The following is a 23,521-nucleotide window of genomic DNA, read 5'->3' on the forward strand; positions in this document are numbered from 1 at the left end:
CGATAAAAATAAAACCCAACCCAATTTAAATCCGGCAAAGCATAAAATAGCAATGAAGAAAAATTAGCGGCATTCGCGATCAAATCGGTTTCGCCTTCGAGAAGATGGTGCACCTGTTTTTCTAAAGCGGCATATAATTCAGCTTTTGACGCGGTTTCGATTTTCTCGAGAGTAAACATAAAGCTTCCTTTTCTTTTTTAAGAGCCGGCAAGAACATTTCTATTCCGATCGGACCAATAACCCCACAAAACTAAAAGCCATGTTGCATTGCCAACAACGGCAATGGCTTTTGAATCGGGCGGTGGCGAACCGAAAAAATTACCGAGCCATACTGCAATTAAAAAAACGATCAGACTCCACAACGCCCATTGACCGATACGATTCGATGCGCTCGTAGTTTTGAGATATAACCATAAACCCAACGCAAAAATTCCGAATTCCACAACCATGGTTCCTACCAAAGAATTCCACAAACCAAGGCCATAATAATTTGCGCCGTTCGGCACTAAAAGTAAATCCGGTCGATGGGTAATCCAGTCGAGAAACCAGTGGCTCGTCACACAGCCGGCAATTACTAAAAATTGTTTGACATCTTTAAATTTCAAATAAAAAATTCCGCTAAAAAGAATTCCCCATACGATGGTCATCAATAAACTGTGACTGACCGGATAATCGTAAAAATCCAGCGGCGTGACAACAGTGTTGCCCGGATCAATGCGCACGTGTTCAACACCGGTTAGCAACAACAACGGCCACAAAAGATCGATGAATTGCGCTCCAATGAACAGCGTTCCGAGCGACGTTTTGGGATGAATTTTTTTAGCGGCAAGCGCGACGCCGAAATGCCCGATGAACACTGTAACTCCAATTTCAAATTTAATGCTTTTTCACACGTGCATCCACTGCAACTATCCGTTCAGGCGCCGCGAGAAGCGGATTAATATCCATTTCGACAATCCAAGGCGCAGCCGTTACTAACGCCGATAATCGCACAAGAATATCAGCCAGTAGATTTTCGTCGACAGGTTGTTGCCCGCGCGCTCCTTTGAGAATCGGATAAATTTTTAAAGAACGGATCATCCGCACGGCTTCTTCCGAAGACAATGGCGCAAGTCCGTAAGTGATGTCTTTCAGGACTTCCACATAAATTCCACCCGCACCGCACACAATAATATGTCCGAAGCCTTCTTCATATTTTACGCCTGCAAAAAGTTCAATCCCCGATATCATCGGCTGAACCAATACACCGCGCGCACCGGGAATAGACATTAAACGATCAAATTCGGATAACAATTTTTCTTCTGAGGTAATATTGAGTGCAACGCCGCCGACTTCCGACTTGTGCACCGGACCGACAATTTTTAAAACCAACGGATATCGTAATTCTTTTGCTGCAGACAAGAGTGAAACACGATCGGCAGTTTCGCGCTCTTTAACCCGTGGGATGTTCGCGCTATCCAATAAAGCTGCAACTAAAATCGGGCTGAGATATCCTTCAGGGATAGAATTGATATTCGGAATATTATCGAAACTTATTTTTGAAAATTGGCCATCAGAAACCGGTTGCGGCGTTTGATATATTTTTGTCAGCGCTTTGGCCATCAAAACCTCATCGGGAAAAAATGTATGACCACGTTTTACAAATTCCTCAACTTCCCGGTGAGCGGTGATGACCGACGGTAATACCGGATAAATCGGTTTGGAACATGTTTGCATTTTTTCATGCAAGACCGCGTAGGCATCAAAAACTTCCACCAACCCCGGCGTTCCGAAAATCACCGCCATAGCGTCAATATCGGTAAAATATTTTTCGACATAATCGATAATGATACTCAACTGTTCCGCCGTACCGGTCGCGAGAAAATCAATCGGATTCGCTACTGAGGATCCGGGAAAGAGTTTGTTTAGCAATTCCTCCGCTTTCGGATGATCAATTTTTGGAACAGAAAATCCGCCTTTCGATAGAGCATCAGTCAGCATCACGGCCGGGCCACCCGCGTGCGTAATCACGGCAAACCGATTACCGCGAAGTTGATTATTATTGAACGCACACGCTACGGCGATCAAATCTTCACGGCCATCGCATCGCACGATACCGGCTTTTTTGAATAAGGCATCAACGGCCGTGTCGGAACTCGCCAGAGCGCCGGTGTGCGATGAAGCCGCACGGCTTCCAGCCTCAGAAGCGCCGGCTTTGACGGCCGCGATCCGGCATCCTTTGCGAATCAATGACGACGCATGCCTGAGCAATTTTTGAGGTTTGTCAATTTTTTCAATGTAAAGCAGTTTTACCGGAGCGCTGGACGCAGGATCGAATGTATTATCGAGATGTTCTAAAATTTCTTCCACACCTAACTGAGCGCTATTGCCAACAGAAAAAATATTTGCAAAACGTAAGCCTTTCGGAATGCCCGCTTCCAGAATAAACACCGCCGTCGCACCGGAACCTGAAATCAAATCGCATCCTTTCGGGTCAAGCGGCGGAACCGGTTCCGTAAAGACACCGTGATAGGCGGGCGTTAATACACCGATCGCATTAGGTCCGATCAATGAAGCACCGTATTCATTGGCAATGGAAACCAATTGTTCTTCCAATTTCTTTCCGGCATGACCGGATTCGCTGAATCCTGCGGATAGTACAATGAATGCACGCGTGTTTTTTTCTCTGACCAATATACGCATTGTTTCCGGCACATATTTAGCCGCTATAGCGATAACAGCTAAATCCGTTTCCGGTAATGCTGCAACATCGTTATAACATTGCTGCCCTTGAACGGAAGCTTCTTTCGGATTGACTATGTAGAGAGACCCACGGTACTTTCCGTCAATCAGGTTTTTTAAAACTTTACCGCCGGGTTTATGGATATCGTTGGAGCCGCCGATAACGGCAATACTACGGGGATGGAGAAGGTAAGGATGAATCATGTTCGTTTTGAATTTAAAGCAATGTCATCAACATAAGCTTTCATGATAGAATTAGATGGCCTGTTATACTTATTGCATCGATTGCAATGCTGCTTCCAGGGCATATTTCACATCTTTATTGATCGTTTTTTGCAGCATCGCTTGCAGTACGGGAACGGCTTCTTTGGCGTCCTTGCCAATGCGCCCGAGAATTTCAATAATGATATATTGCAAACCGCCGTCGTGAATGGTTGTGGCTTGTAGTTTTGCGATCAGTGGTTTCACGGCCGGTTTGCCGATTTGCACCAACGCGTTTTTGGCATTATCGGAATAATAATAATCGAAGCTCATCAAGGACGCAATCATGTGATCGATCGCTTTAGGATTGGATGAACGAATATTGCCAAGCACCGCGAGCGCTATCGGCTGCATTTTTTTCAGATCGTCTTTATGATCGAGACTTTTTTTGTCCATGATCTTGATTAATGAACTTTCTAACGGTTTCGGCCTGTCTTTCATGCGCACAAGCAGTTTCAGGATTCGTTGTTGCTCTTCCCAATCTTCGCCGTCCAGAATTGTTTGTGCTTCCGGCATCGTGGGAATGGCGCCGGCAACCGGTACGTCATAATCGACGCAGAAATTAATCCGATCTTCTTTTTGGCTGTTGTACGGCGTCATTAAAGCGTACTCCGACAATTTATCTTTACACAAACCAACCAACCGTTCCAAGTCGCTCTGCGGATATTCGGTCGCAATGCGTTTGTTAGTTTCTTTATTGGTCGTCGGAAGAAACGAGCGAACAAAATCATACGCCTGATCGGCATTCTTTTCATTGGATTCGTTTTGATTGATCCATTCGGCGATCCAATCAAGAATTTTTGTTTTTCTTGAACCGTCGGTCTCGTTTTTATACATCGATACCAATATGCTGTATATTTTTTTCGATGTTTCTTTATCGAGCGTAACATACCGGCTGTAATTTTCGTACAAATAAATTCTCAATCGCTGATCTTTATCACTCTTCACGCCTTCCGCCATTTGAAAAAAAGCCGCGGTCATATCGATCGGAGTGGGCAATCCGACTTGATTGGCGCGTACGAGCTCAAAAAACTCGTCCATCCGTCCGCAAATTTTATCGAGATTGGGCCCGATCGGTTCCGCTTGCAGCAAATACTTGATATGAGAGGCAAGACGGTAATTGCCAACTTTTTTCAGCGTTTTTAATCCTAATTTCCACTCCGAATTGTCAATGAGGCTGTCTCGCCCGAAAAAGCGAAAAATTTCATAAGCCCGATCGTCATTAGACGGATATGCAATCGTATCGAGAGTCTTGTTCAAAAATTGTTCGTAAGAAGCATTTTCAATCTTATAGCGTTTAAAACTATACAAGACGTCGAAGTGAACGGCTCCACATTGCACGTCAAACGGAATCTTGATCGCATCTTTCACGAGGTTTTGAACTTTATCGTCGGACGAAAGATCATTAAGTTTGGTTTTCAATTCTTTGGCCTGTTGCTTACAACGATCGAGTTCGCTTTCTTTATTGGCATTTGCCGTAACGGTTGTTTGATTCTCCTCCGGAAATAAACTGGCCAGATCGTCAGTCATTTTAACCCGTCCTGAAAAACTCATTAAAATCTCGCCTGTCACAACATCAATCAATCGGCTATTGACGTCGATATAATTTTTCAGACGCGTATACGTTCCGGAAAACAAAATATCGATCGGCAGCAACTCGCCTACTTTCTGCGCCTGATTTTGATCGACAAGATCGCTGAGCATAAAATCGTTTTCCTTCAGTACGGCGTCGAGGCGTTTGCGTTCGAAAAGTTTGAATAAATTTTTCTTGGCCCCCACGGCGGAAATCAACGATTCGGTAATATACTCACCGAATTCGTTTTTCTTGTCAATATCGGCGGCTTTCGTGGGAATAAACGTCACAACGGCCAGACGCTGCGGTTTGCCGGTTTTGTTCGTCTCCTGCATGAGATCGACAATTTCTTTGATGACGGTGGAGAAGTCTTTAGGTTCGCCGCTCCAGGCTGTGCCGGTTACTAACATGGCAAGAAGAAGCGTGGATAGAAGTCGCTTCATAAACGGATTTCCTCAGGATTTAATGAACGAAATTTATTGTATCGGCAGGTTTAAAAATCTATTTCGACGGCTGAAGGATCTTCAGCATTTCAATAGCATTCGTGTTATTGGGATTCAATTCAACGGACTTTTTGTAATGCTTGATGGCATTCGTTTTGTCGCCCATGGCCACACACGCTTCAGCTAAACTGTCGTACACATTGGACGAAGACGGAAAAACTTCGGCATTGAGTTTGAGTATTTCAATAGCGTCAAATACACGACCGGATTGAAGCAACTGATAGCCCAATGTATTCAACTGGGACTCTTTGAAATTATAATCGTTCGGCTTGGCTTGTTTTAATTCACGGTACACCTTAATCGCCTCAAAGACACCTTTTTGAACAATGAGCGGTGCAAGCATTTGGGCGATGGAAACTTTGGGAGCGCTGACGGACAATAATTCGACATCAAAAAGCAACGTTGCATTCGGAGGAATGACATTGGGCACGCCGCGTTCACCGTACGCCAATTTCGCCGGTATGATAAAACGAAATTGATCGCCCGCATGCATCAACGCTACGCCTTCATCCCATCCTTTAATGACTTGCCCACTACCGAGCGTAAAATCAAATGTCTCGCCGCGGTCACGAGACGAATCAAACACTTTACCGTCCATCAGGAATCCGGTATAATGTACTTCCACGAATTGGCCTTTGGCTGCAGCAACGCCATCGCCTTTTTTATAAATGAGATACCGGAGACCGCTGGCCGTCGTAACCGTATCCGATGGAACGTCTTGTGCCCATAAAAAAGTTGGAATAATCAGTAACCAAAAAAAGTGTTTCATAGATTTACTTCATGTTATGGTATACGTTTTGTACATCTTCGTCTTCTTCTACCGCCGCAACGAGTTTCAAAACGTCTTCTTCCTGCTTTTCATTCAATTCATTGGTCGAATTCGGCACATATTGTAATTCCGCCGTGATGACGTTCAGCTTCTTTTCCTCAAGCGTTTTTTGCATTTTCGCAAAATCGGTAAAGGAGGTGTATACATAAATTTCATTTTCATCCACGGCAAAATCTTCAGCGCCGTAATCGATCAACTCGAGTTCAAGTTCATCCTGATTGACGCCTTCGGCCGATAATTTAAAAACGCCTTTACGTTCAAATAAAAACTGCACGGAGCCGCTCGCGCCCAATGAACCGTTGTATTTTGTAAAGTGCATCCGGATATTGGCGACGGTACGTGTCGGATTGTCCGTAGCGCATTCGACAATCATGCCGATGCCGTGCGGTGCATAGCCTTCGTACACAACTTCCTGCAGTTCTTTTTCATCCTTCGACGATGCGCGTTTGATCGCCGCTTCAATTCGGTCTTTCGGCATGTTAACGGCTTTGGCGTTTTGGATCGCCGTACGCAAACGCGGATTCAGATTCGGATCGGCGCCGCCGAGTTTAACGGAAATAGCAATTTCTTTTCCGAACTTTGTAAACTGTTTGGCCATGCGGTCGAACCGCGCAAACATTTTGTATTTTCGTTTCTCAAATATACGTCCCATAATGTTCCGGAATTTTTGTTAAAATTAATAATTTTTCAGCTGGGGGAGTGTATGAAAAAAATCTCTCAAATGAAAGATTTTCTTTATGAATGGTGGGCTACTTTTTTAATCTTTTTTGAATGGCCATCCAATGTTGCCGGAATAAATCCGTATTGGAATCGCCGATAACCTGGCTTTTATCAACTGCATATTGATATTGAATGGCTGCTTCATCTAATTTTCCGGCAACTTCCAACGCCAAACCGAGCTCATCATATCCGGTTGGCCATTCAGGGTTTTGAGTGGAATTGAATTGTAATACGGCAATGGCTTTTTCGAATTGACCCTTGACGCGAAGACGATTGCCTGTTGCGCTGAGAACTTCGCGTTCAGTGACGATGGCATATCCGAATTTTTTTGCCATTTCTTGTGCATGCTTTTGTAGTTCAGCAAGGTTCATGGTTTCGTAATTCGCCGGCAGAAGCCAGCCTTGATACAGCCATTCCAATCCGTCATAGACAGAACGATGTGCGATCGATCCGTGATCTTCGTTGGCCATGACCGTATATTTCCACTGAAAATGGCTTCTATGGTTTTGCAATGCCTTATGCAATGATTCATTGGAGCGGACCATGTCTTCTCTTTCATCGCCAATCGTAACATAGAGCGACGGAATAGTTTGTCCGTTATTCAAAAACACTTCCGATTCCCGGATCACACGCATACCGTTCCACCATAGCGACGGACTGATCGCAATATAAGCATTAAAAAGTTTTGCGCGCGAAGACCACGTGTGAACGGCAAATAAACCGCCCAATGAATGCCCGACAAGAATACGATAAGAGCAGACTCGATAGTTCTTTTCAATAAATGAAAATAATTCACTCTCCAAAAAATCAGTAAACCGGTCTGAACCGCCGGAGCCTGAAAATTTGTTCAATGAATCGGTTTCAGTTTTTGGAGTCAGATCGCGCATCCGTTTGGTATTAGTGATACCGACAAGGATCATTGATGGAATACGTTTCTGTTGGGAAAGAAATTCAACGATACCCGCCACATGACGGAAGTGCTCTTCAGCATCAAGCAAATACATCACAGGATAGGTCATCTCGCCTTTCGTATAACTATCGGGGACAGAAATCAGGATTTCACGTTCTTCATTTAAAATTTTCGACTGAATATGTGTACGAATTCCTACGACGACAGAACTGTCTTGCGCGGACAAGTTGAAAACAATGAATATTATCAAAAATATAATTGCACGGTTCATTAACATTATTGCCCGAGTTTTTTCATCACATTATTATAATGAAGTCTGAAAATTGTAGTGTTGGGATCGTTGGCTGCCGAACCGCGCTCTACGGCAATCAGGTAATTGATCGCCGCTTGATCCAATTGTCCAGCCGCTTCCAATGCTTCGCCGAGACTGTCATACACATTAGGCGAATCCGGAAATCGGGTTATGTTATATTTTAATACCTCGATTGCCTGTGCGGTTTTTCCTTTTCCCATCAAAGCATAACCGACCGAATTGATCATTGCCTCCAAAGTCGTATATTCATATCCGAATTTGATTTTCATTTTTTCGTAATATTCCTCAATTCCTGCCACAGCAAGTGATTCATAATTTTCAGGTATTTGCCAATTCAGGTACATCCATTCAAGTCCGTCGTACAATGAACGATGAACAATTGAGCCATGGTTTTCTTTTTCCATAAACGCAAACTTCCAATGAAAGTCTTTCGGAGCATTTTTCAGAATTTTACTCATAGCTTCATTCGATTTAACCATGTCGTTGCCTTCATTGCCGATCGTAAAATAAAGGATCTTCGGGAAATTTTTTTGGTTTTTAAAAAAACTTTCTGCGGTACGAATTTCTCCGCGATTGTCCCACCACAATGACGCACTGATGGAAATAAATGCATCGAATAATTCAGGTTTATGCAGCATTGTATGAAATGCAAAAAGCCCTCCGAACGAGTGTCCGACCAAAAGCCTGAACGGTTGTGTGCGATAGGTGCTGTCCACGGATGGAATAAGTTCATTGGAAATAAATTCGGCGAAACGATCGGCTCCACCTGCCCCGGTCAGCTCGTCGTCATTTCCGATTTTGGGAGTCAGATCGCGCGTACGTTGCGTATTCGGTATTGCAACCACAATCATTGGCGGAATTTTATTTTGGCGAACTAAAAATTCAACGACACCGGTTGCATGGTGAAAATGCTCCTCACCATCCAGCAGATACATAACCGGAAACGACGCTTGCGTCGTAAAATATTGAGGCGGCAAATAAATCAACAGCGGCCGTTCTTCATTTAAAATTTTTGAGAAAATGGCCGTACGTTCACCGATAATAATCGGACTTTTCTGTGCCGCCAGATTCATGGTCATAACACACACGAAAGCGTTTAGCCAAAATAAAAATTTTATATAACAATAATGTCCTGAACCTGCTACTTTCAACGCATACTCCGGATAATGTTTAGCGCGATAACGTTTTCAAACTTTTTACAATATACTAAGTTTTTTCCGATACGGCATCCCTTATTAGGGTTAAAAAAATTGCAACTGCGGAATTTGTTTCATACATTTTCAACGACCCAATCGAATCCCTTGCTCTTACCATATGAGGTTTCCCGATGTTCTCCAAAATTTTGCGCCCGTGGCTTTTAATGATTTTAGTTTTTTGGATGGCCGCGCTTTCATCAGTTTTTGCACTTGATCCTTCGAAATCTATTGCACAATACAGCCACAATACGTGGCAAACCGATGAGGGACTTCCACAGAATACGATTTACTGTATTCTGCAAACGCATGACGGATTTCTTTGGCTGGGCACCCACGAAGGATTGGTGCGGTTCAACGGATTGACTTTTACGATTTTCGACAGAACTAATACCAAAGAAATTTTAAGCAATCAAATTTTAGCTTTGTTTGAAGACAAACAACACAATCTCTGGATCGGAACCGGTAACGGATTGCTGTCCATGAAAAACGGCCGATTCAAACGCTATTCAACCAAAGAAGGTTTGCCGCACGACGTTGTATCGGCGATCGCCCAGGATACTTCCGGTAATGTTTGGGCCGGAACCAATGCAGGTCTCGGCGCATTTGACGGCGAAAAGTTTACGGTGTACACCAAAAAAGAAGGCCTGTCCAACGATTTTATTAAAGCGTTATGCCTCGACCGGCAGGGTCGTCTTTGGATCGGCACCAACGGCGGAGGTTTGAATTTATTCAAAGACGGAAAATTTCGTTCTTATACGGTCAAAGACGGCATGTCCGGCGTTTTTGTCAGCGCCCTGCACGAAGGACCGAAAGGCGATTTATGGATTGGTACATTGGGCGGCGGCGTAACGCGATTGAAAAACGGGAAATTTTCTCATTATACAACTTACAATGGTTTGACCAGTAATGAAGTGTGGACCGTGCACGAAGATGCCGTTGGTTCCGTCTGGATCGGTACTGCCCTCGGGCTCAATCGTCTACGCGACGAACGCGTCGCTAAATATACTTCCGCGGACGGATTGACCAAAGACGTTGTTTTGGCCATATTCGCCGATCGTGAACAAAGTTTATGGGTCGGTACTTACGGCGGCGGGCTCAACCGTTTCAAAGACCGTCGTTTTGTAACATTTACATCGGATCAAGGTTTGTCCAATGATTACGTGCGGTCCGTATGTGAATCACGCGACGGAAGTTTGTGGATCAGTACGGACGGCGGCGGCGTCAATCAACTGAAAAACGGAAAAGTGAAAGTATATTCGACAAAAAACGGGCTTTCGAATGATTTCGTACGTTCGGTTTTCGCCGATCGCCAGGGTAATGTATGGATCGGAACCAACGGCGGCGGATTGAATCGTATTCAGAATGGACGCATTACCAAATATAGTACCAAAAACGGTTTGACGAACAATGATATTCTTGTTTTGAACGAAGATCGTGCGGGCGGCGTCTGGATTGGTACGAACGGCGGCGGCGTCATGAGGTTTTATAAAAACAGTTTTAATGCCTACAGCGTCAAAGACGGATTGGGCAGCGACATCGTTACATCGATTCTGCAAGATCACACGGACCAACTGTGGTTCGGTACCAATGGCGGTGGCGTGACGGCCTATAAAGACGGTAAAGCAAAAACTTTTACTACCGACGACGGACTATTGAGCAACGACATTCTCACGATCTTTGAGGATTCACGGAATACGATTTGGGTCGGAACTTCGGGCGGCGGGATTGCGCGACTCGACGATGACGAATTTGTCAGTTATACCGTTGCACAAGGTCTATTTAATGATATTGTTTTTCAAATCCTGGAAGACGATCAGGGATATTTGTGGATGACATGCAGCCGCGGCGTCTTTAAAATTGCGCTCAAAGATTTCGATCAACTGGATAAAAAAGAAATTGCAACGCTTCGATACATCGCCTACGGAAAATCCGATGACATGAAAAGCAGCGAATGTACCGGCGGATCACAGCCGGCCGGTTGGAAAATGAAAAACGGTATGCTTTGTTTTCCTACGATCAAAGGGATCGCTATGATCGAACCCAAAGTCATCAAAACTAATATGGAGCCGCCGCCGGTCGCCATTGAAAATATCATCGCTGATAATGAAACCGTTGAATTGGGCGATGAAATCGAAATCGGACCGGGAACGGAAAAATTTGAATTTCATTATGCAGGCCTCAGTTATTTTGCTCCCGAAAAAGTTCGTTTTAAATACATGCTTGAAGGTTTTGATGATGAATGGGTTGACGCCGATACGCGTCGTACGGCTTATTATACCAATATTTTTCCCGGTGAATACACGTTCAAAGTCATAGCATGCAATAATGACGGCATGTGGAATGAAGCCGGCTTGTCTTTGCCATTTTATTTCAAACCGTTTTTTTATCAAACATGGTGGTTTTATAGTTTGTGTGTGATTGGACTGATCGCCGCTGGTTTCGGTGGATATAAATGGCGCGTCCGGCAATTGATCGAACACGAAAAAGAACTAACGCGTCTGGTAGACGAACGAACACGCGATTTAAAATTGGAGCGTGACAAATCGGAAAGATTGCTCCTTAATATTTTACCCGAACCCATTGCCGAGCGTTTGAAAACACAAGAAGAAACCATTGCAGACAGTTTTGCCGAGGTAACGGTATTGTTCGCCGACATTGTCGATTTTACCAAGTTATCGGCGCGCATTTCACCTGAAGAATTAGTTGGTTTTCTCAATGATGTATTTTCGGCTTTTGACGGACTCGTGGAGAAACATCAATTGGAAAAAATCAAAACCATCGGCGATGCATACATGATCGTCTCCGGACTTCCCAATCCTCGCCCTGACCATGCGCTGGCGATGGCCAATATGGCGCTCGATATGCAGAATGAGTTGAACAAATTGAACCAAGCCAAAAACACGTCCGTCCAAGTGCGGATCGGTATCAATACGGGCCCCGTCGTCGCCGGAGTCATCGGCAAGAAAAAATTTATTTACGACCTTTGGGGCGACGCAGTAAATACCGCCAGCCGTATGGAATCGCATGGCGTTCCGGGATGCATTCAGGTTACCGAATCAACGTACACGGCTCTGAAAGATCAGTTTAAATTTGAAAAACGAGGTATGGTTACGATCAAAGGCAAAGGCGATATGATGACCTATTTGTTACAAGAAAGAAAGTAATCAAAAATACCCAATGAAAAAAACTACTGCATCTCTGATGAAACGCTTTCGCTGGCTGATTGTACTCTGGATCAAAATCACCGGCTATATTTTTAAATCACAGGTTTATTTTTATGTTACGACTGTACAGCGCCGGATTTTTGACCGTCATAAATTAACCACCAATGCTGCGGCCATTTCGTTTTTCTTTTTATTGTCAATGATCCCGATGTTATTTATCGTCATCGCCATTATCTCATCATTTGTCCAATCGCCGGAAGAAGCTGAAGAATTTATGGTCAGCTACGTTACCCAACGAGTGCCCGAGAGCGCACGGGCGTTTATTATGGAAATAGTCATGCGCAGTAATCTCATTCACAACGTCAAATCACTGATGGAGAATAAAGGATGGGTAACCGTCGTTAGCGCCGCGTCGCTTTTGTGGACGAGCAGCGGTGCATTTGCAGCAATTGAAGACGCCATGACAACTATTTTCGGAGTGAAAGGCCGAAATTATTTCGTCAGCCGTTTGGTGGAAATAAGCATGGTGCTGATCACCGGTTCGCTGTTTATGATGTCGAATATGGTCAACGTGATCATTCAGACGTTAAAGCGCCAGGGCAGCGACGTGCTCGGAATTGATTTTTCAAACTTACCTTATGTATGGAACATCGCAACGACCATCATGCCTTATGTACTCACTATTGCAATGTTTTTCATCATGTATAAAGTCTTGCCCAAAACGATCATTTACGAAAGGGCTGCTTTACTCGGCGCTACTGTGGCCGGAGTTTTGCTGGAATTAAGCATCTTTGGTTTTGCTTATTACGTGGATAATTTTTCGAAGTACGATGCTTTTTACGGATCCGTCGCCGGCATCATTATTACGATTTTTTCAGTTTATCTTGCGTCGATCATTTTATTGATTGGCGCCGAAGTCACTGAAATTGCCAACACCAAAATCGAAAGCGCCAAAGAACTGGCGCTCACCATCAAAGAGCTCCAATAAGTAACATGGCGAAAAAGACACTACCGGTGCTGCATGCTCGTTATGATGTTCAGGAACTCATGGCCGAAGGCGGCATGAGCCTTGTTTACAAGGCGTGGGACCGCTTGACCGGAAGGCATGTGATAATCAAAAAAAATTCTGGTACAAACGAACAATTTTTTGCACGGGAATATCGCCTTGTGTCGCCGCTCCATCATCCGAATATTCCCGAGATGTACACCTATCATCGGATTGGCAACGATATATTTTTTTCAATGGAAACCATTGAAGGGAAAAGCCTCGCCGATAATATTGTGTCGAAACAAATGACGGCAAAGCTTTTTTATACAACCTTTTTGCAACTTTTGTCGGCACTTGATTATCTGCATCAACATCGCATCATTCATCACGATCTGAAACCGGCCAACATTTTATTGACTTCCGATCCGGATGCCAAGATCAAGCTGATCGATTTTGGCCTCGCCTTAACGGCCGAGGATAAACCAGACCATGTTCTGCAAGGCACCGTACAATATACCGCGCCGGAAATTTTGAAAAAAGAAACCTATGATCATCGCTCCGATTTATATTCGCTCGGTGTTATTCTTTACGAGTGGCTGACAGGCGCCAATCCTTTTGACGATTTCAACGTCGTCAATATCGTGGTCAGTCACCTTGAGAAAAAAATCGAAACCATTGATTCACAATTCGGTTTCATTCAAGAATGGTTAAAAAAAATCGTTCTTAAACTGTTAATCAAAGATCAAAATTATCGTTATCAGAATGTAGGCGAAATTATTGCCGATCTACGACCTCATCAGACGGACATTGAATCCGCTCTCGGTCATCCGGCCGATTTTAATGAAGTTTATCTGAACGCATGTCTTCTCTGTCGCGATAATGAATTGTCTGCGCTTGAAAAAAGCCAGCCGCATCAGCCCGTTTTTATCATAGGCGACGAAGGCGTGGGTAAAACCGTTTTACTGAAAAAATTTGTCGAAAATCTTCAGTTAACCGGCCGGCACAATATTCATTTCACCATTTCCGGTTACTATCGTTCATTGGAAACGATGAAAGATTTTTTGAAAAGTGTTTTATTTTCGACGCCGAATCCTGTGGACGAGTCGAAGGAAGAAATTCAATGGATCCTTGGAAAAACAGAATCGTTTTCCGTACATGATGAATCTTCTTTGTTTTCCATTATGTCCGATTTTGTAATCCAACGCATTGGCCTGGAATTCACCTACATCGTGATTGATGATGCTGATCGTGCTGATCCTTTTTTACAAAATTTCTTTAAATACTTGATCAGAAAAATAAATTTACAACAAAACGTGACGGTTACGTTTGTCCTTGCGGGCCATGACGATTCAATTGTTCAGCTCGCCTCCGATGAAACATCCCAATCAATTAAATTAGAAAGTTTTTCTGAACAACAAACCACTGAAGTAGCCCGCCACTTGCTGAATACTGAAACTTTAGATGTTGATTTCCTCCGCTGGTTGTTTTCATCAACACGCGGCAATCCTTTTTTGATAGAAAATACAATCAAAGCAGCCATCGAGCAAAACGCTTTGATTTTTAAAAATAAGGACTGGCGATGGTTTGCAGAACACATGAAAACAACGTCTCTGTCGATCAACGAATTTGTTCTATCGAAGGTTCTGTATCTTTCGCCGACCGAGAAAAAAATAATCGAAGCGGCTTCACTGTTTCCCGGAGTTTTTTCCTACGATGCATTATTGGCAACGGGTATCGCATTTGAATTTTCTTACGAACTTGACAAATTGCTTCGCCAAAACATCCTTGCTCGTGAGGGTAACGCTTTAATTTTTAACAACCGTTTTTTGAGGGAGCATATCTACGATCAGATCAAACCATCAGACAAAAATAAACTGCATAATTTCTTAGCCGTTTTTTATGAAACTCATTTTCCCGAATCTTTTGGAGATATTGCTTACCATTATTTTCGTAGCACGGAAAAAGCTAAAGCTTTGGACTTTTTGCAACGTTTGGCCGATTATCAAAAAAACAACTTCCAGTATCGTGATTCTCTCCGGAGCTGCTTGGAGATTTGTGAAATTCTACAGGAAACTAAGCAGGACGAATTACTCGCCGAACAATTTTTCAGTATGGAAGCCTTACAGGATCAACTCGGCGAGCGTCGAGCGCAAAAAGAAAGCATTGATGAAATCATCGGTATTGGCAAAAAGCATCCTGATAAAAAATTTTTAGTAAAAGGATTACTGCGCGAAGCCAATTATTTCGAACGAATTTCCGACTACGAATCTTCACAAAAAACTTGTGAAGAGGCGATTGAACTTACTAAGAACCGTTGCAACGAATATTTACTCGGTCAATTGTACCGACAGTTAGGAAAGAGTTTTTATCGTCGAGCGAAGTGGGAACAAGCTTTGGAATGGTATCAGGAAACCCATCGTATTGCCATTGAAACAAATGATCACCGCCTCGAGATGGAGGCCCATAATAGCATGGGAACGGTGTACGGTTCAAAAGATGATTTTGAAAAAGGCCGCCTGGAATTTGAATCGGCTTTGAGTATTGCACTTAAACTGGGCGACTATGCTAAGCAAATTGACAGCTATTTTAACTTGGGCATTCTTTGTAAAAATTCGAACCGTATCGAACAAGCATCCGAATATTTTCTGCAAGCCTTACCTGTTTTGAAATCGTATAAAGACAAGCAATTGGAACAGCGATACTTCTATTATCAAGGTTTGGTTTATTATGAAATATCTCAATTTGAAGATGCACATAATTATTTCAGTAAAACTTTAGACCTCAGTGTTGAACTCAATGACTTGGGAATGACGAACAAGGCCTTAAGCAATTTATCGCTGACCTTGATGCGGTTGGGGCAAGTCGATCAATCGATTTCTATCTTGGATAAAGTACTGAAAAGTGAAAAAAATAATGATGATCGTACGTTTGCCATTCATAGTTTGTTGATGGCCGAACAACTTTTTTTCATGAAGAAATATGCAGCGATCAGTAGCTACCTAGAAAATGGCGCATCTTTCTTCAAAAAAAATGCTCATCCGTTTTGGTCGGTATACACTAAAATACTTTTGATGCGTTTTGCCGTTGAAACAAATTTTGTTCTCATAAGTAAAGAACGGCTTAACGAAGAAACCGAAAGCATTGAGAAATTTGTAGGCGAAATTCAATCTTCTGATTCATCAATCCAAATCCTTGGTTTTTTTGTTTTGTCAAAATTGTTTCAAAAAAACGACACTCATCATGCAAAAAATTTACTTCTAAAATCTCTGCAACTGCTTGAATTAAGAAAGCATTTTGAATACTCCGCCCAAGAAATATGGTTTCAATATTATTTAATCGAGGATCCCCAAGAAAAAATCAAACGCTCGCATTATTTACAAAAAGCTTATCTGAAGATCAGAGAAGTTGAAAGCTTTTTGAAACGTTCGGATTTCAAAACAAGTTATTTAAACATTCCACTCCATCAGGAAATTATTCAGGAATACAAAAAATTCTTCGATGAAGAACGTGAATCGGACATTCAATCGTTCCAACAACTATATGAAATAACTCAGGACATCAATTCCACGCTTGACAGTTCCATCGTTTTTGAAAAAATCATGGACAATGCCATCAAACATAGCCGGGCCGATCGTGGATTGATTATTCTGAACACCGGCCAAACCGACACGTTCGAAATCAAGGTCGCACGCAATATGGATCACGAGTCCTTGTCGGATATTTCCAATATAAGCCAAAGCATCGTCAAAGAAGTTTTTGAAAACGGCCAGTCGATCGTAACGGCCGACGCCAATATGGATGAGCGGTTTAAAGAGCGCAAAAGTATCGTGAATTATCATATCCGATCAATTATGTGCGTTCCATTACGTATAAAAAATAAAATAGCCGGCGCCGTGTATCTCGACAAGCAATTTGACACGTACCATTTTGGAACTCCTCAATTGAAATTTCTTGAATCGTTTGCAAATTTAGCCGGTTTGGCGATTGACAACGCATCGATGTACGAAGCCGTTTACAATGAAAAAGAAAATCTCGAAAAAGAAAATGTCGACTTGAAATTGACGATTCAAGGCAAGTATATCACTCATAATATTGTCGGCCGTAGTAAACCCATGCGGCAAGTGTACCACCTGATTGAAAGCGCAGCCAATAACACCGCTACAGTCTTGATTGAAGGAGAAAGCGGAACCGGCAAAGAATTGGTTGCCCGCGCCATTCACTATAACGGTAACAGAAAAAATCAAAAATTTATAGCCGTCGATTGCGGCGCGCTTCCGGAAAATCTGCTTGAAAGCGAGCTTTTTGGATATAAAAAAGGCGCTTTTACCGGTGCGAATCACGACAAAAAAGGATTGTTTGAAGAGGCTGATGGCGGAACGATTTTTCTGGATGAAATCACTAATACGTCGTTGAATTTTCAGGCAAAGTTATTACGTGTAATCCAGGAAGGGGAAATTCGCCCAGTTGGCGAAACCTTGTCGCGCAGGGTTAACGTACGGATCATTGCAGCGACTAATAAAGATTTGGCGAAACAAGTTGAACAAAATTTATTTAGAGAAGATTTATATTACCGGCTGAATGTTATTCCAATCCGTTTACCTGCTTTACGCGAACGAAAAGAAGATGTGCCTTTTTTGCTTCAATTTTTTATAGAAAAATATTCCCAGGCGGAACGCAAGCACATCGAATCTGTCAGTAAAGATCTGGTTGACGCGATGATGGAATATTCATGGCCTGGCAATATTCGCGAATTGGAAAATATCGTTCAACGTATGATTATTTTTTCAAATTCCAAAAAATTGTCATTTGATAACCTTAATGAAGACGTTCGCTCACCATTCGAACGTAAACAATCTTTGCAATCAAAGATGATCGTTCATCTTGGCGGCAAACACGGCCATGATAAAAAATTAAAAAATCTTGGCGAATTTGAAGAGGAACTATTGGCCATCGAGCGGGGTTATTTCGAACAGATATTAAAAAACGCAGGTGGAAACAAATCAAAAGCTGCGGAAATATTAGGAATCAAACGCACGACTTTGAACGATCGACTGAAAAAACTGGGATTGTAGTACTGAACCTGTGAAGATTAATAACCCCACAGGTTCACACTTAATTAACAACCCTGAACGGAATCAACATCAAAAACGAATCATATGGCAATAACCGGCTGTAAATGGTCCCATTGGTAATAATGTCAATCGTTAATTGGTTAAATTCAGCCGGAGCATTATTGGGAATGCGAAACGTCCTGGCATAATGTTTCGGAGTAACTTGTGCTAATCTGAAAAAATTACGCCCATCCCGAATTTTATTTCTTCCCACAATAGCACGCCCGTACAAATTTTCATTGATATTAACTACATTATCGGCGACGATTTCGACTGTCACAAGATCGCCTCGTTTCAGTACTATGTGTTTTTTCTCAAGGAATACAAGGTCATATCGATTGTCTGCAACAATAGTATCATTCGGCGTTATAATAATCAGAGAATCAATGGCTAATTTACTGTTATCGGCTAATCCGACAGCGGCCGAAACGCTGACACGGCTCCACTCTTCCTGCGTGATCGGATTTTCACGTCTTACAAACGTAACAAACCTTACGATAGTGTGAGTGAAATTTTTGCTCAGACCATCACCATTGGGATAAATCGCCACGAACTGTCCATTTAATGAGTACGTTACCGTCGCAAAGGCTGTTGTATCGTTGATAAACTGAATATCCGGGTTCACTTCCCTAACTTTGACAATTCGCCCAATCTTCAGACCGCCATCACCCACTAGCGCTTCAGCGTGATAGGTTTTGCCTAACATCGCAAACGTTTTAGATACGCTGGTTGTCGTATCATCGTCGACGGCTTTAGCATCATCGGCAACTTCAACATTGAAAACAGCTTCTTGATCGTCTTTTATTATTTTCTTTAAAATGGCCGTATCGCTGAAATCTTCATCACCATGCCCACATCCAATAGCCACCCAGACCATTAAAAAAAGAAACGATTTAATAACATGATCTTTCATATGACACCTCTGGCCTAAGCTAAATCAATCTTTATGCCAGTTATAATCTATAATAAAAATATTTGTTTAAATTAAATTCGCCTATCACAAAACCCGTCATTGACGGAAAAGCCGTCTACTATTTGTAGTTAACAATTTACAACATATTTTTGATAAAAAGAGCATGCGTGTTCAATCTTGTTTTCTAAAAAAAATCTTGACTTTATAGGTCTGAAATTTTATTTTAGTGCCCTTGAAAATTGCTCAGTAGCTCAATGGCAGAGCATTCGGCTGTTAACCGAAGGGTTGTAGGTTCGAGCCCTACCTGAGCAGCATATAAAACCCGTTTTGGCCGTTTCGGTAAACGGGTTTTTTCATTATCCAAGGAGCCGGCGATGCGAAAATATTTTTTCTGGATCATCGTTATTCTTGCTGCGACACCTGCCGTTGCCCAGTACAATTTTTATCTCTACGAAAAAACGGATAAGTTCAATCTCGGTCCTTGGTTGCGTTATAATAAAGCCGATGGCGGTTTCACCGGAATAACCGGTCAGTATTTTTTCAATCGTGATTTTTATTTAATCGGACGTGCCGGTTATGCTTTCTCAGGAAAATACCCCCGATATGCAATCGAAGCAAAGAAAATTTTTCCTTCCGGCAATAATGAATATATTTTTTCAGCCGAGTATCACAGCCTCACGGCCAGTAAAGACGCCTACGTTATTCAGGATATTCAGAATTCTCTCGGGGCATTGTTGTTCCGTTCGGATTTTTACGATCATTATGAGTCACGTGGCGGCTTAATCCGTTTTGGAAAAGATTGGGGTGGTACGGTCAAAGTCAACGGCTTTGCAGGAATGGAACAGTATGAAAGTTTGCGAAACCGGACCAAGAAAAGCCTCTTCGATTGGGGCGGAGACAAAATAAACGGAAAGAAAATATTTGCTTCCAGCCCGCTTGTCGCGGAAGGCAATGACTATTTTGTCGGAATAGATTACGAAATCGATTTTCGACCGTCGCCGCTAGCCTTTGTCAGCGCATGGTACTTTAAAGGAAAGCTCCAAAGTTCACGACTGGTTAAAAGTTCTTTCAACGGCGACTTTTCATACCATCGGACCGACGTCACTTTCAAACGTTATCAAAAACTTTTTGCCCGGCATAAATTAGTCGTGGGACTTCGGCTGGCCTCTCATCAGGGAAAAACTGTATTTGAATCGGATACTTCCGGCGTGACGTTGCCGCAAGACCAATTTCTATTTGACGCCGGAGGCATTTCAACTTTACGTGGATACCGCTATCGCGAATTTCAAAACGGAAATCGTCTCGCGCTTTTGAATATCGATTATGCTTTCAATAATTCTTTTTTACCGAAAACACCACTGGCAAAAATGTGGGGAATCGGTTGGATTTTTAAAAATTTCGATTTGATTTTCTTTGCCGACGCCGGTTACGTGTGGCTTAATCGAGATAATAAAAACCTTGTTAATTTCGATGGTGTCCAATTAAAAGATTTTAAAGCCGACGTCGGTACCGGTTTGGCCATGGGCGACTGGATCCGTTTCGATTGTGCATGGGCATTGAAACGCGGTATCACTACAAAACGTGGCGATTGGCAATTTAATTTTAGAATCGTACAGAAATTGTAAAGGATCGTATTCATGCGTTTGTTCTCATGTCTTTGGATGTTGGTAATTTTTTCTTGCACGGCCGGAAGTCGTATCACGACTTCCGATGAAACTGAAAAAAATCATTGGGATCGTTTGAAGGCCGATGATATTTACCGTAAAGCTTTAAATTATATCGGCGAGGAAAAACCTCAGCATGCCGTAGACGGATTAACAATTCTCGTAGAAAAGTTTCCGGATTATCCCAAAAATTCCGATGCGTTGCTCTCCATGGGCAGAATTTATTGTGATCAATTTCGTGAGTTTGACAACGCCATTGCCTGTTACACAAAGTTGATCGAACGATATCCGGCCAATCCTTTGACTGCTCAGGCTTACTTCATGAAAGGCTTTATTTATTCGAATTACTTCCAGCAATTTGATTCGGCCAAAACTTATTACCATTCTTTCCTTAAAAAATATCCCAATCATGAGTTGGCGCCTTCCGTTCAATTTGAGTTGGACAATATGGGCAAAGACATCGAGATAACCGTTCCAGTTGAATCCGACACATTGTCTTCCGGAAAAGATTAAACGAACTTCTTATGCGCGATAGCCAATATTTTTTTGTACATCCTTCGGATGTATTTCTGGATCGTCAAATTTTAATTCTTAAAAATGAAGAAGCACATCACTGTGTAAAAGTCCTTAGAAAAAAAGTCGGCGATGAGTTTTTCGCCATTGACGGAATAGGACATGAATTTGAAGTGCAGTTGGTTAGCGCATCGAAAGACTGCGTTGAATGCACTATTCAACGTACACACAATCGCCCAAGAGAATTATCGTATGCGATCACATTGGCCCAATCCATGATTACCAAAGATCATTTTGAATGGATCATTGAAAAAGCGACCGAGTTAGGCGTTTCTGAAATTATCCCGCTCCGAACACGTAGGAGTTTGATGGAACCAGGCTTAAGCAAAATTCAACGTTGGCAAAAAATTTTATTATCAGCAGCTAAGCAATCCCGTCGATCCATTATTCCAATGATCAAAGATATTCAATCGTTCGAGCACCTTCTTAAATCGATTTATGATATCAAAATCATTTTTCATGAAAAATCCGATCATTCGGCATTGAGTTATGTATCGAGCCTGAAAGATCGTCCTGTTCAATCGATCCTGATATGTATTGGCCCTGAAGGTGGTTTTACCGATGAAGAAATTAATGCCGTTCATGATGCAGGATTTGAAGTGCTTTCGCTGGGATCACGCCGGCTAAGAGCAGAAACGGCTGCTATTGCTGCGATGAGCATTTTTTCAAACATCGAGTGCCCGCCATTCCTTTAAAATAAGGTCTCTTTTCCGCATAGTGTCTGTAAAACCCCAAAAAATCAGCGTCTTCAGCAAAATAGTTCTTGACAAAATTCAGACGTTAAATTATATTTACTGCGTTTGAATGACAGCGTTGCAATGAAATGCACGTCTGCTTAGCTTCCGGAAGAATTATCTTCCGATGTTCTTATTTGATTTCATCCCTGTCTTTTCTCAAAGTGAGTGTCTGTTTACCCGCAGACGGAAATTTTACGAAGCACGTATTATAATTGTTTACGTTGCTTCGTTGGTTCAACAAATAGGAGTCATTGAAATGACCAAAGCAGAACTCGTTGCCAAAATGGCAAAAGATGCCGGCGTACCCAAAACGAAAGCTGAAAAAGCGTTAGAGTCGTTTGTGGATGCCGTCACCATGTCTTTGAAAAAAGGAAAAGCCGTTACGTTAGTTGGTTTCGGAACCTTCGTTGTTTCGAAAAGGAAAGCCCGCATCGGAAGAAATCCCCAAACCGGCGCTACGCTGAAAATTGCCGCCGCTAAAGTACCGAAATTCCGTGCAGGTAAAGCATTGAAAGATGCTGTCAAGAGGAGCTAAAATTTTTGGCTTCCCGCTTCGTAATAGGGTAAAAAAGCCGAAAATCAAGCCTTTCCGTTTCATCGGAAAGGCTTTTTTATTTTTCCTTGCGATAACACGACGATTCCTATAAATTAGACCACATTTACCTCCTTCAGATTATGTTGATCAAGCAATGTCTGTGTTGAATCTTGCAGTATTTGCCTCCGGCCAAGGCACCAATTGTGCCGCTATTCATCAGGCCATTACTGAAAATAAATTGAAAGCTAAAATAGCCCTCATTGTGAGTAATCAAGCTGATGCGGGCGTTCTGGATTTTGCAAAAAAAAATACCATTCCATACTGCCATATTTCTTCGGAAAATTTTTCATCCAAAGATAAGTTTTATGAGGAGCTTTTTTTAGAACTTGATACCTATAAAGTCGAATTTATTGTACTAGCCGGATATATGAAGAAAATCGGAACGCCGATTATTCGTAAGTATCCTAACAAAATTCTGAATATTCACCCTGCTCTTCTGCCTTCATTTGGAGGAAAAGGCATGTACGGTTTGCATGTACACGAAGCGGTGATCAATTACGGTGCAAAAATTAGCGGTATTACCATTCATCTTGTCGATGAAGAATACGATCATGGTGCAATTGTTATGCAAAAATGCGTAGAAGTTTTTTCCAACGACACTGCAGGAAGTCTTGGAAAGCGTATACAACAAATGGAATACGACACGTATTGGCAGGCGATCCAGTTGTTTGCAGAAAATCGTGTTGTAATTAATAATAGAAAGATTATTATCCAATAATTGTTATGGCTTATTTACTAAACTGAAATCAC

16 protein-coding genes and 1 tRNA gene are annotated in these 23,521 nt (G+C 42.4%); 9 read left to right on the forward strand and 8 right to left on the reverse strand.

What is annotated here, in order from left to right; genetic code table 11:
• Positions 1-197: 197 nt before the first annotated feature.
• The 7 genes from K1X84_11355 to K1X84_11385 form a co-directional block, all read right to left on the reverse strand.
• Positions 198-857: a hypothetical protein gene (locus K1X84_11355; protein ID MBX7152232.1), complete on the reverse strand. Its 660-nt coding sequence runs from the start codon at positions 855-857 to the stop codon at positions 198-200.
• A 19-nt stretch (positions 858-876) separates the two neighbouring features.
• Positions 877-2,925, reverse strand: a complete 2,049-nt coding sequence (locus K1X84_11360) for an acetate--CoA ligase family protein (GenBank protein ID MBX7152233.1) — start codon at positions 2,923-2,925, stop codon at positions 877-879.
• Positions 2,926-2,994: 69 nt separating this feature from the next.
• The gene (locus tag K1X84_11365; protein MBX7152234.1) at positions 2,995-4,998 is read right to left on the reverse strand and encodes a hypothetical protein; all 2,004 of its coding nucleotides are present in this window, start codon (positions 4,996-4,998) and stop codon (positions 2,995-2,997) included.
• A gap of 58 nt (positions 4,999-5,056) precedes the next feature.
• Complete coding sequence (locus tag K1X84_11370; protein MBX7152235.1) at positions 5,057-5,827, reverse strand: FKBP-type peptidyl-prolyl cis-trans isomerase; 771 nt, start codon at positions 5,825-5,827, stop codon at positions 5,057-5,059.
• 4 nt (positions 5,828-5,831) lie between these two features.
• Positions 5,832-6,539: a YebC/PmpR family DNA-binding transcriptional regulator gene (locus K1X84_11375; GenBank protein ID MBX7152236.1), complete on the reverse strand. Its 708-nt coding sequence runs from the start codon at positions 6,537-6,539 to the stop codon at positions 5,832-5,834.
• A 97-nt stretch (positions 6,540-6,636) separates the two neighbouring features.
• Positions 6,637-7,743, reverse strand: coding sequence for a hypothetical protein (locus tag K1X84_11380; GenBank protein ID MBX7152237.1), 1,107 nt, complete (start codon positions 7,741-7,743; stop codon positions 6,637-6,639).
• Positions 7,744-7,793: 50 nt separating this feature from the next.
• Positions 7,794-8,981 (reverse strand): hypothetical protein, encoded by a 1,188-nt coding sequence (locus K1X84_11385; GenBank protein MBX7152238.1) that lies wholly within the window; start codon positions 8,979-8,981, stop codon positions 7,794-7,796.
• A 176-nt stretch (positions 8,982-9,157) separates the two neighbouring features.
• On the opposite strand from K1X84_11385, the gene K1X84_11390 reads away from it, so the two are divergent.
• The 3 genes from K1X84_11390 to K1X84_11400 are packed head-to-tail and all read left to right on the forward strand — an operon-like array spanning position 9,158 to position 18,250.
• On the forward strand, positions 9,158-12,190 hold the full coding sequence (locus K1X84_11390; protein MBX7152239.1) for a hypothetical protein: 3,033 nt from the start codon (positions 9,158-9,160) through the stop codon (positions 12,188-12,190).
• Between the two features lie 13 nt (positions 12,191-12,203).
• The gene (locus tag K1X84_11395; protein MBX7152240.1) at positions 12,204-13,178 is read left to right on the forward strand and encodes a YihY/virulence factor BrkB family protein; all 975 of its coding nucleotides are present in this window, start codon (positions 12,204-12,206) and stop codon (positions 13,176-13,178) included.
• Positions 13,179-13,183: 5 nt separating this feature from the next.
• Positions 13,184-18,250 carry a sigma 54-interacting transcriptional regulator gene (locus K1X84_11400; protein ID MBX7152241.1) on the forward strand — a complete coding sequence of 1,689 codons (5,067 nt, stop codon included), beginning with the start codon at positions 13,184-13,186 and terminating at the stop codon, positions 18,248-18,250.
• Between the two features lie 40 nt (positions 18,251-18,290).
• Here the strand turns inward: K1X84_11400 and K1X84_11405 are convergent, their stop codons facing one another.
• On the reverse strand, positions 18,291-19,202 hold the full coding sequence (locus K1X84_11405) for a hypothetical protein (GenBank protein MBX7152242.1): 912 nt from the start codon (positions 19,200-19,202) through the stop codon (positions 18,291-18,293).
• Between the two features lie 240 nt (positions 19,203-19,442).
• Between K1X84_11405 and K1X84_11410 the strand changes: the two genes are divergently transcribed.
• From K1X84_11410 to purN, 6 genes are all read left to right on the forward strand, one after another.
• Positions 19,443-19,514: transfer RNA gene (locus tag K1X84_11410), tRNA-Asn, on the forward strand.
• Positions 19,515-19,576: 62 nt separating this feature from the next.
• Entirely contained in the window at positions 19,577-20,827 is a 1,251-nt protein-coding gene (locus K1X84_11415; GenBank protein ID MBX7152243.1) for a BamA/TamA family outer membrane protein, read from the forward strand.
• Positions 20,828-20,839: 12 nt separating this feature from the next.
• Positions 20,840-21,379, forward strand: coding sequence for a tetratricopeptide repeat protein (locus K1X84_11420; protein MBX7152244.1), 540 nt, complete (start codon positions 20,840-20,842; stop codon positions 21,377-21,379).
• Between the two features lie 11 nt (positions 21,380-21,390).
• Positions 21,391-22,134: a 16S rRNA (uracil(1498)-N(3))-methyltransferase gene (locus K1X84_11425; GenBank protein ID MBX7152245.1), complete on the forward strand. Its 744-nt coding sequence runs from the start codon at positions 21,391-21,393 to the stop codon at positions 22,132-22,134.
• 298 nt (positions 22,135-22,432) lie between these two features.
• Positions 22,433-22,711 carry an HU family DNA-binding protein gene (locus K1X84_11430; GenBank protein ID MBX7152246.1) on the forward strand — a complete coding sequence of 93 codons (279 nt, stop codon included), beginning with the start codon at positions 22,433-22,435 and terminating at the stop codon, positions 22,709-22,711.
• Positions 22,712-22,871: 160 nt separating this feature from the next.
• Entirely contained in the window at positions 22,872-23,489 is a 618-nt protein-coding gene (gene purN / locus K1X84_11435; protein MBX7152247.1) for a phosphoribosylglycinamide formyltransferase, read from the forward strand.
• Positions 23,490-23,521: the final 32 nt, after the last annotated feature.

Source organism: bacterium (assembly GCA_019695335.1).
Taxonomy (GTDB): Bacteria; CLD3; CLD3; order SB21; family SB21; genus JABWBZ01.

What these genes read in the sequence shown, in the direction of transcription:
- K1X84_11360 (MBX7152233.1), bottom strand. Translation starts at nt 2,925, where the DNA reads ATGATTCATCCTTACCTTCTCCATCCCCGTAGTATTGCCGTTATCGGC.
- K1X84_11425 (MBX7152245.1), top strand. Translation starts at nt 21,391, where the DNA reads ATGCGCGATAGCCAATATTTTTTTGTACATCCTTCGGATGTATTTCTG.
- K1X84_11375 (MBX7152236.1), bottom strand. Translation starts at nt 6,539, where the DNA reads ATGGGACGTATATTTGAGAAACGAAAATACAAAATGTTTGCGCGGTTC.
- K1X84_11390 (MBX7152239.1), top strand. Translation starts at nt 9,158, where the DNA reads ATGTTCTCCAAAATTTTGCGCCCGTGGCTTTTAATGATTTTAGTTTTT.
- K1X84_11370 (MBX7152235.1), bottom strand. Translation starts at nt 5,827, where the DNA reads ATGAAACACTTTTTTTGGTTACTGATTATTCCAACTTTTTTATGGGCA.
- K1X84_11400 (MBX7152241.1), top strand. Translation starts at nt 13,184, where the DNA reads ATGGCGAAAAAGACACTACCGGTGCTGCATGCTCGTTATGATGTTCAG.
- K1X84_11365 (MBX7152234.1), bottom strand. Translation starts at nt 4,998, where the DNA reads ATGAAGCGACTTCTATCCACGCTTCTTCTTGCCATGTTAGTAACCGGC.
- K1X84_11420 (MBX7152244.1), top strand. Translation starts at nt 20,840, where the DNA reads ATGCGTTTGTTCTCATGTCTTTGGATGTTGGTAATTTTTTCTTGCACG.
- K1X84_11430 (MBX7152246.1), top strand. Translation starts at nt 22,433, where the DNA reads ATGACCAAAGCAGAACTCGTTGCCAAAATGGCAAAAGATGCCGGCGTA.
- K1X84_11395 (MBX7152240.1), top strand. Translation starts at nt 12,204, where the DNA reads ATGAAAAAAACTACTGCATCTCTGATGAAACGCTTTCGCTGGCTGATT.
- K1X84_11415 (MBX7152243.1), top strand. Translation starts at nt 19,577, where the DNA reads ATGCGAAAATATTTTTTCTGGATCATCGTTATTCTTGCTGCGACACCT.
- K1X84_11405 (MBX7152242.1), bottom strand. Translation starts at nt 19,202, where the DNA reads ATGAAAGATCATGTTATTAAATCGTTTCTTTTTTTAATGGTCTGGGTG.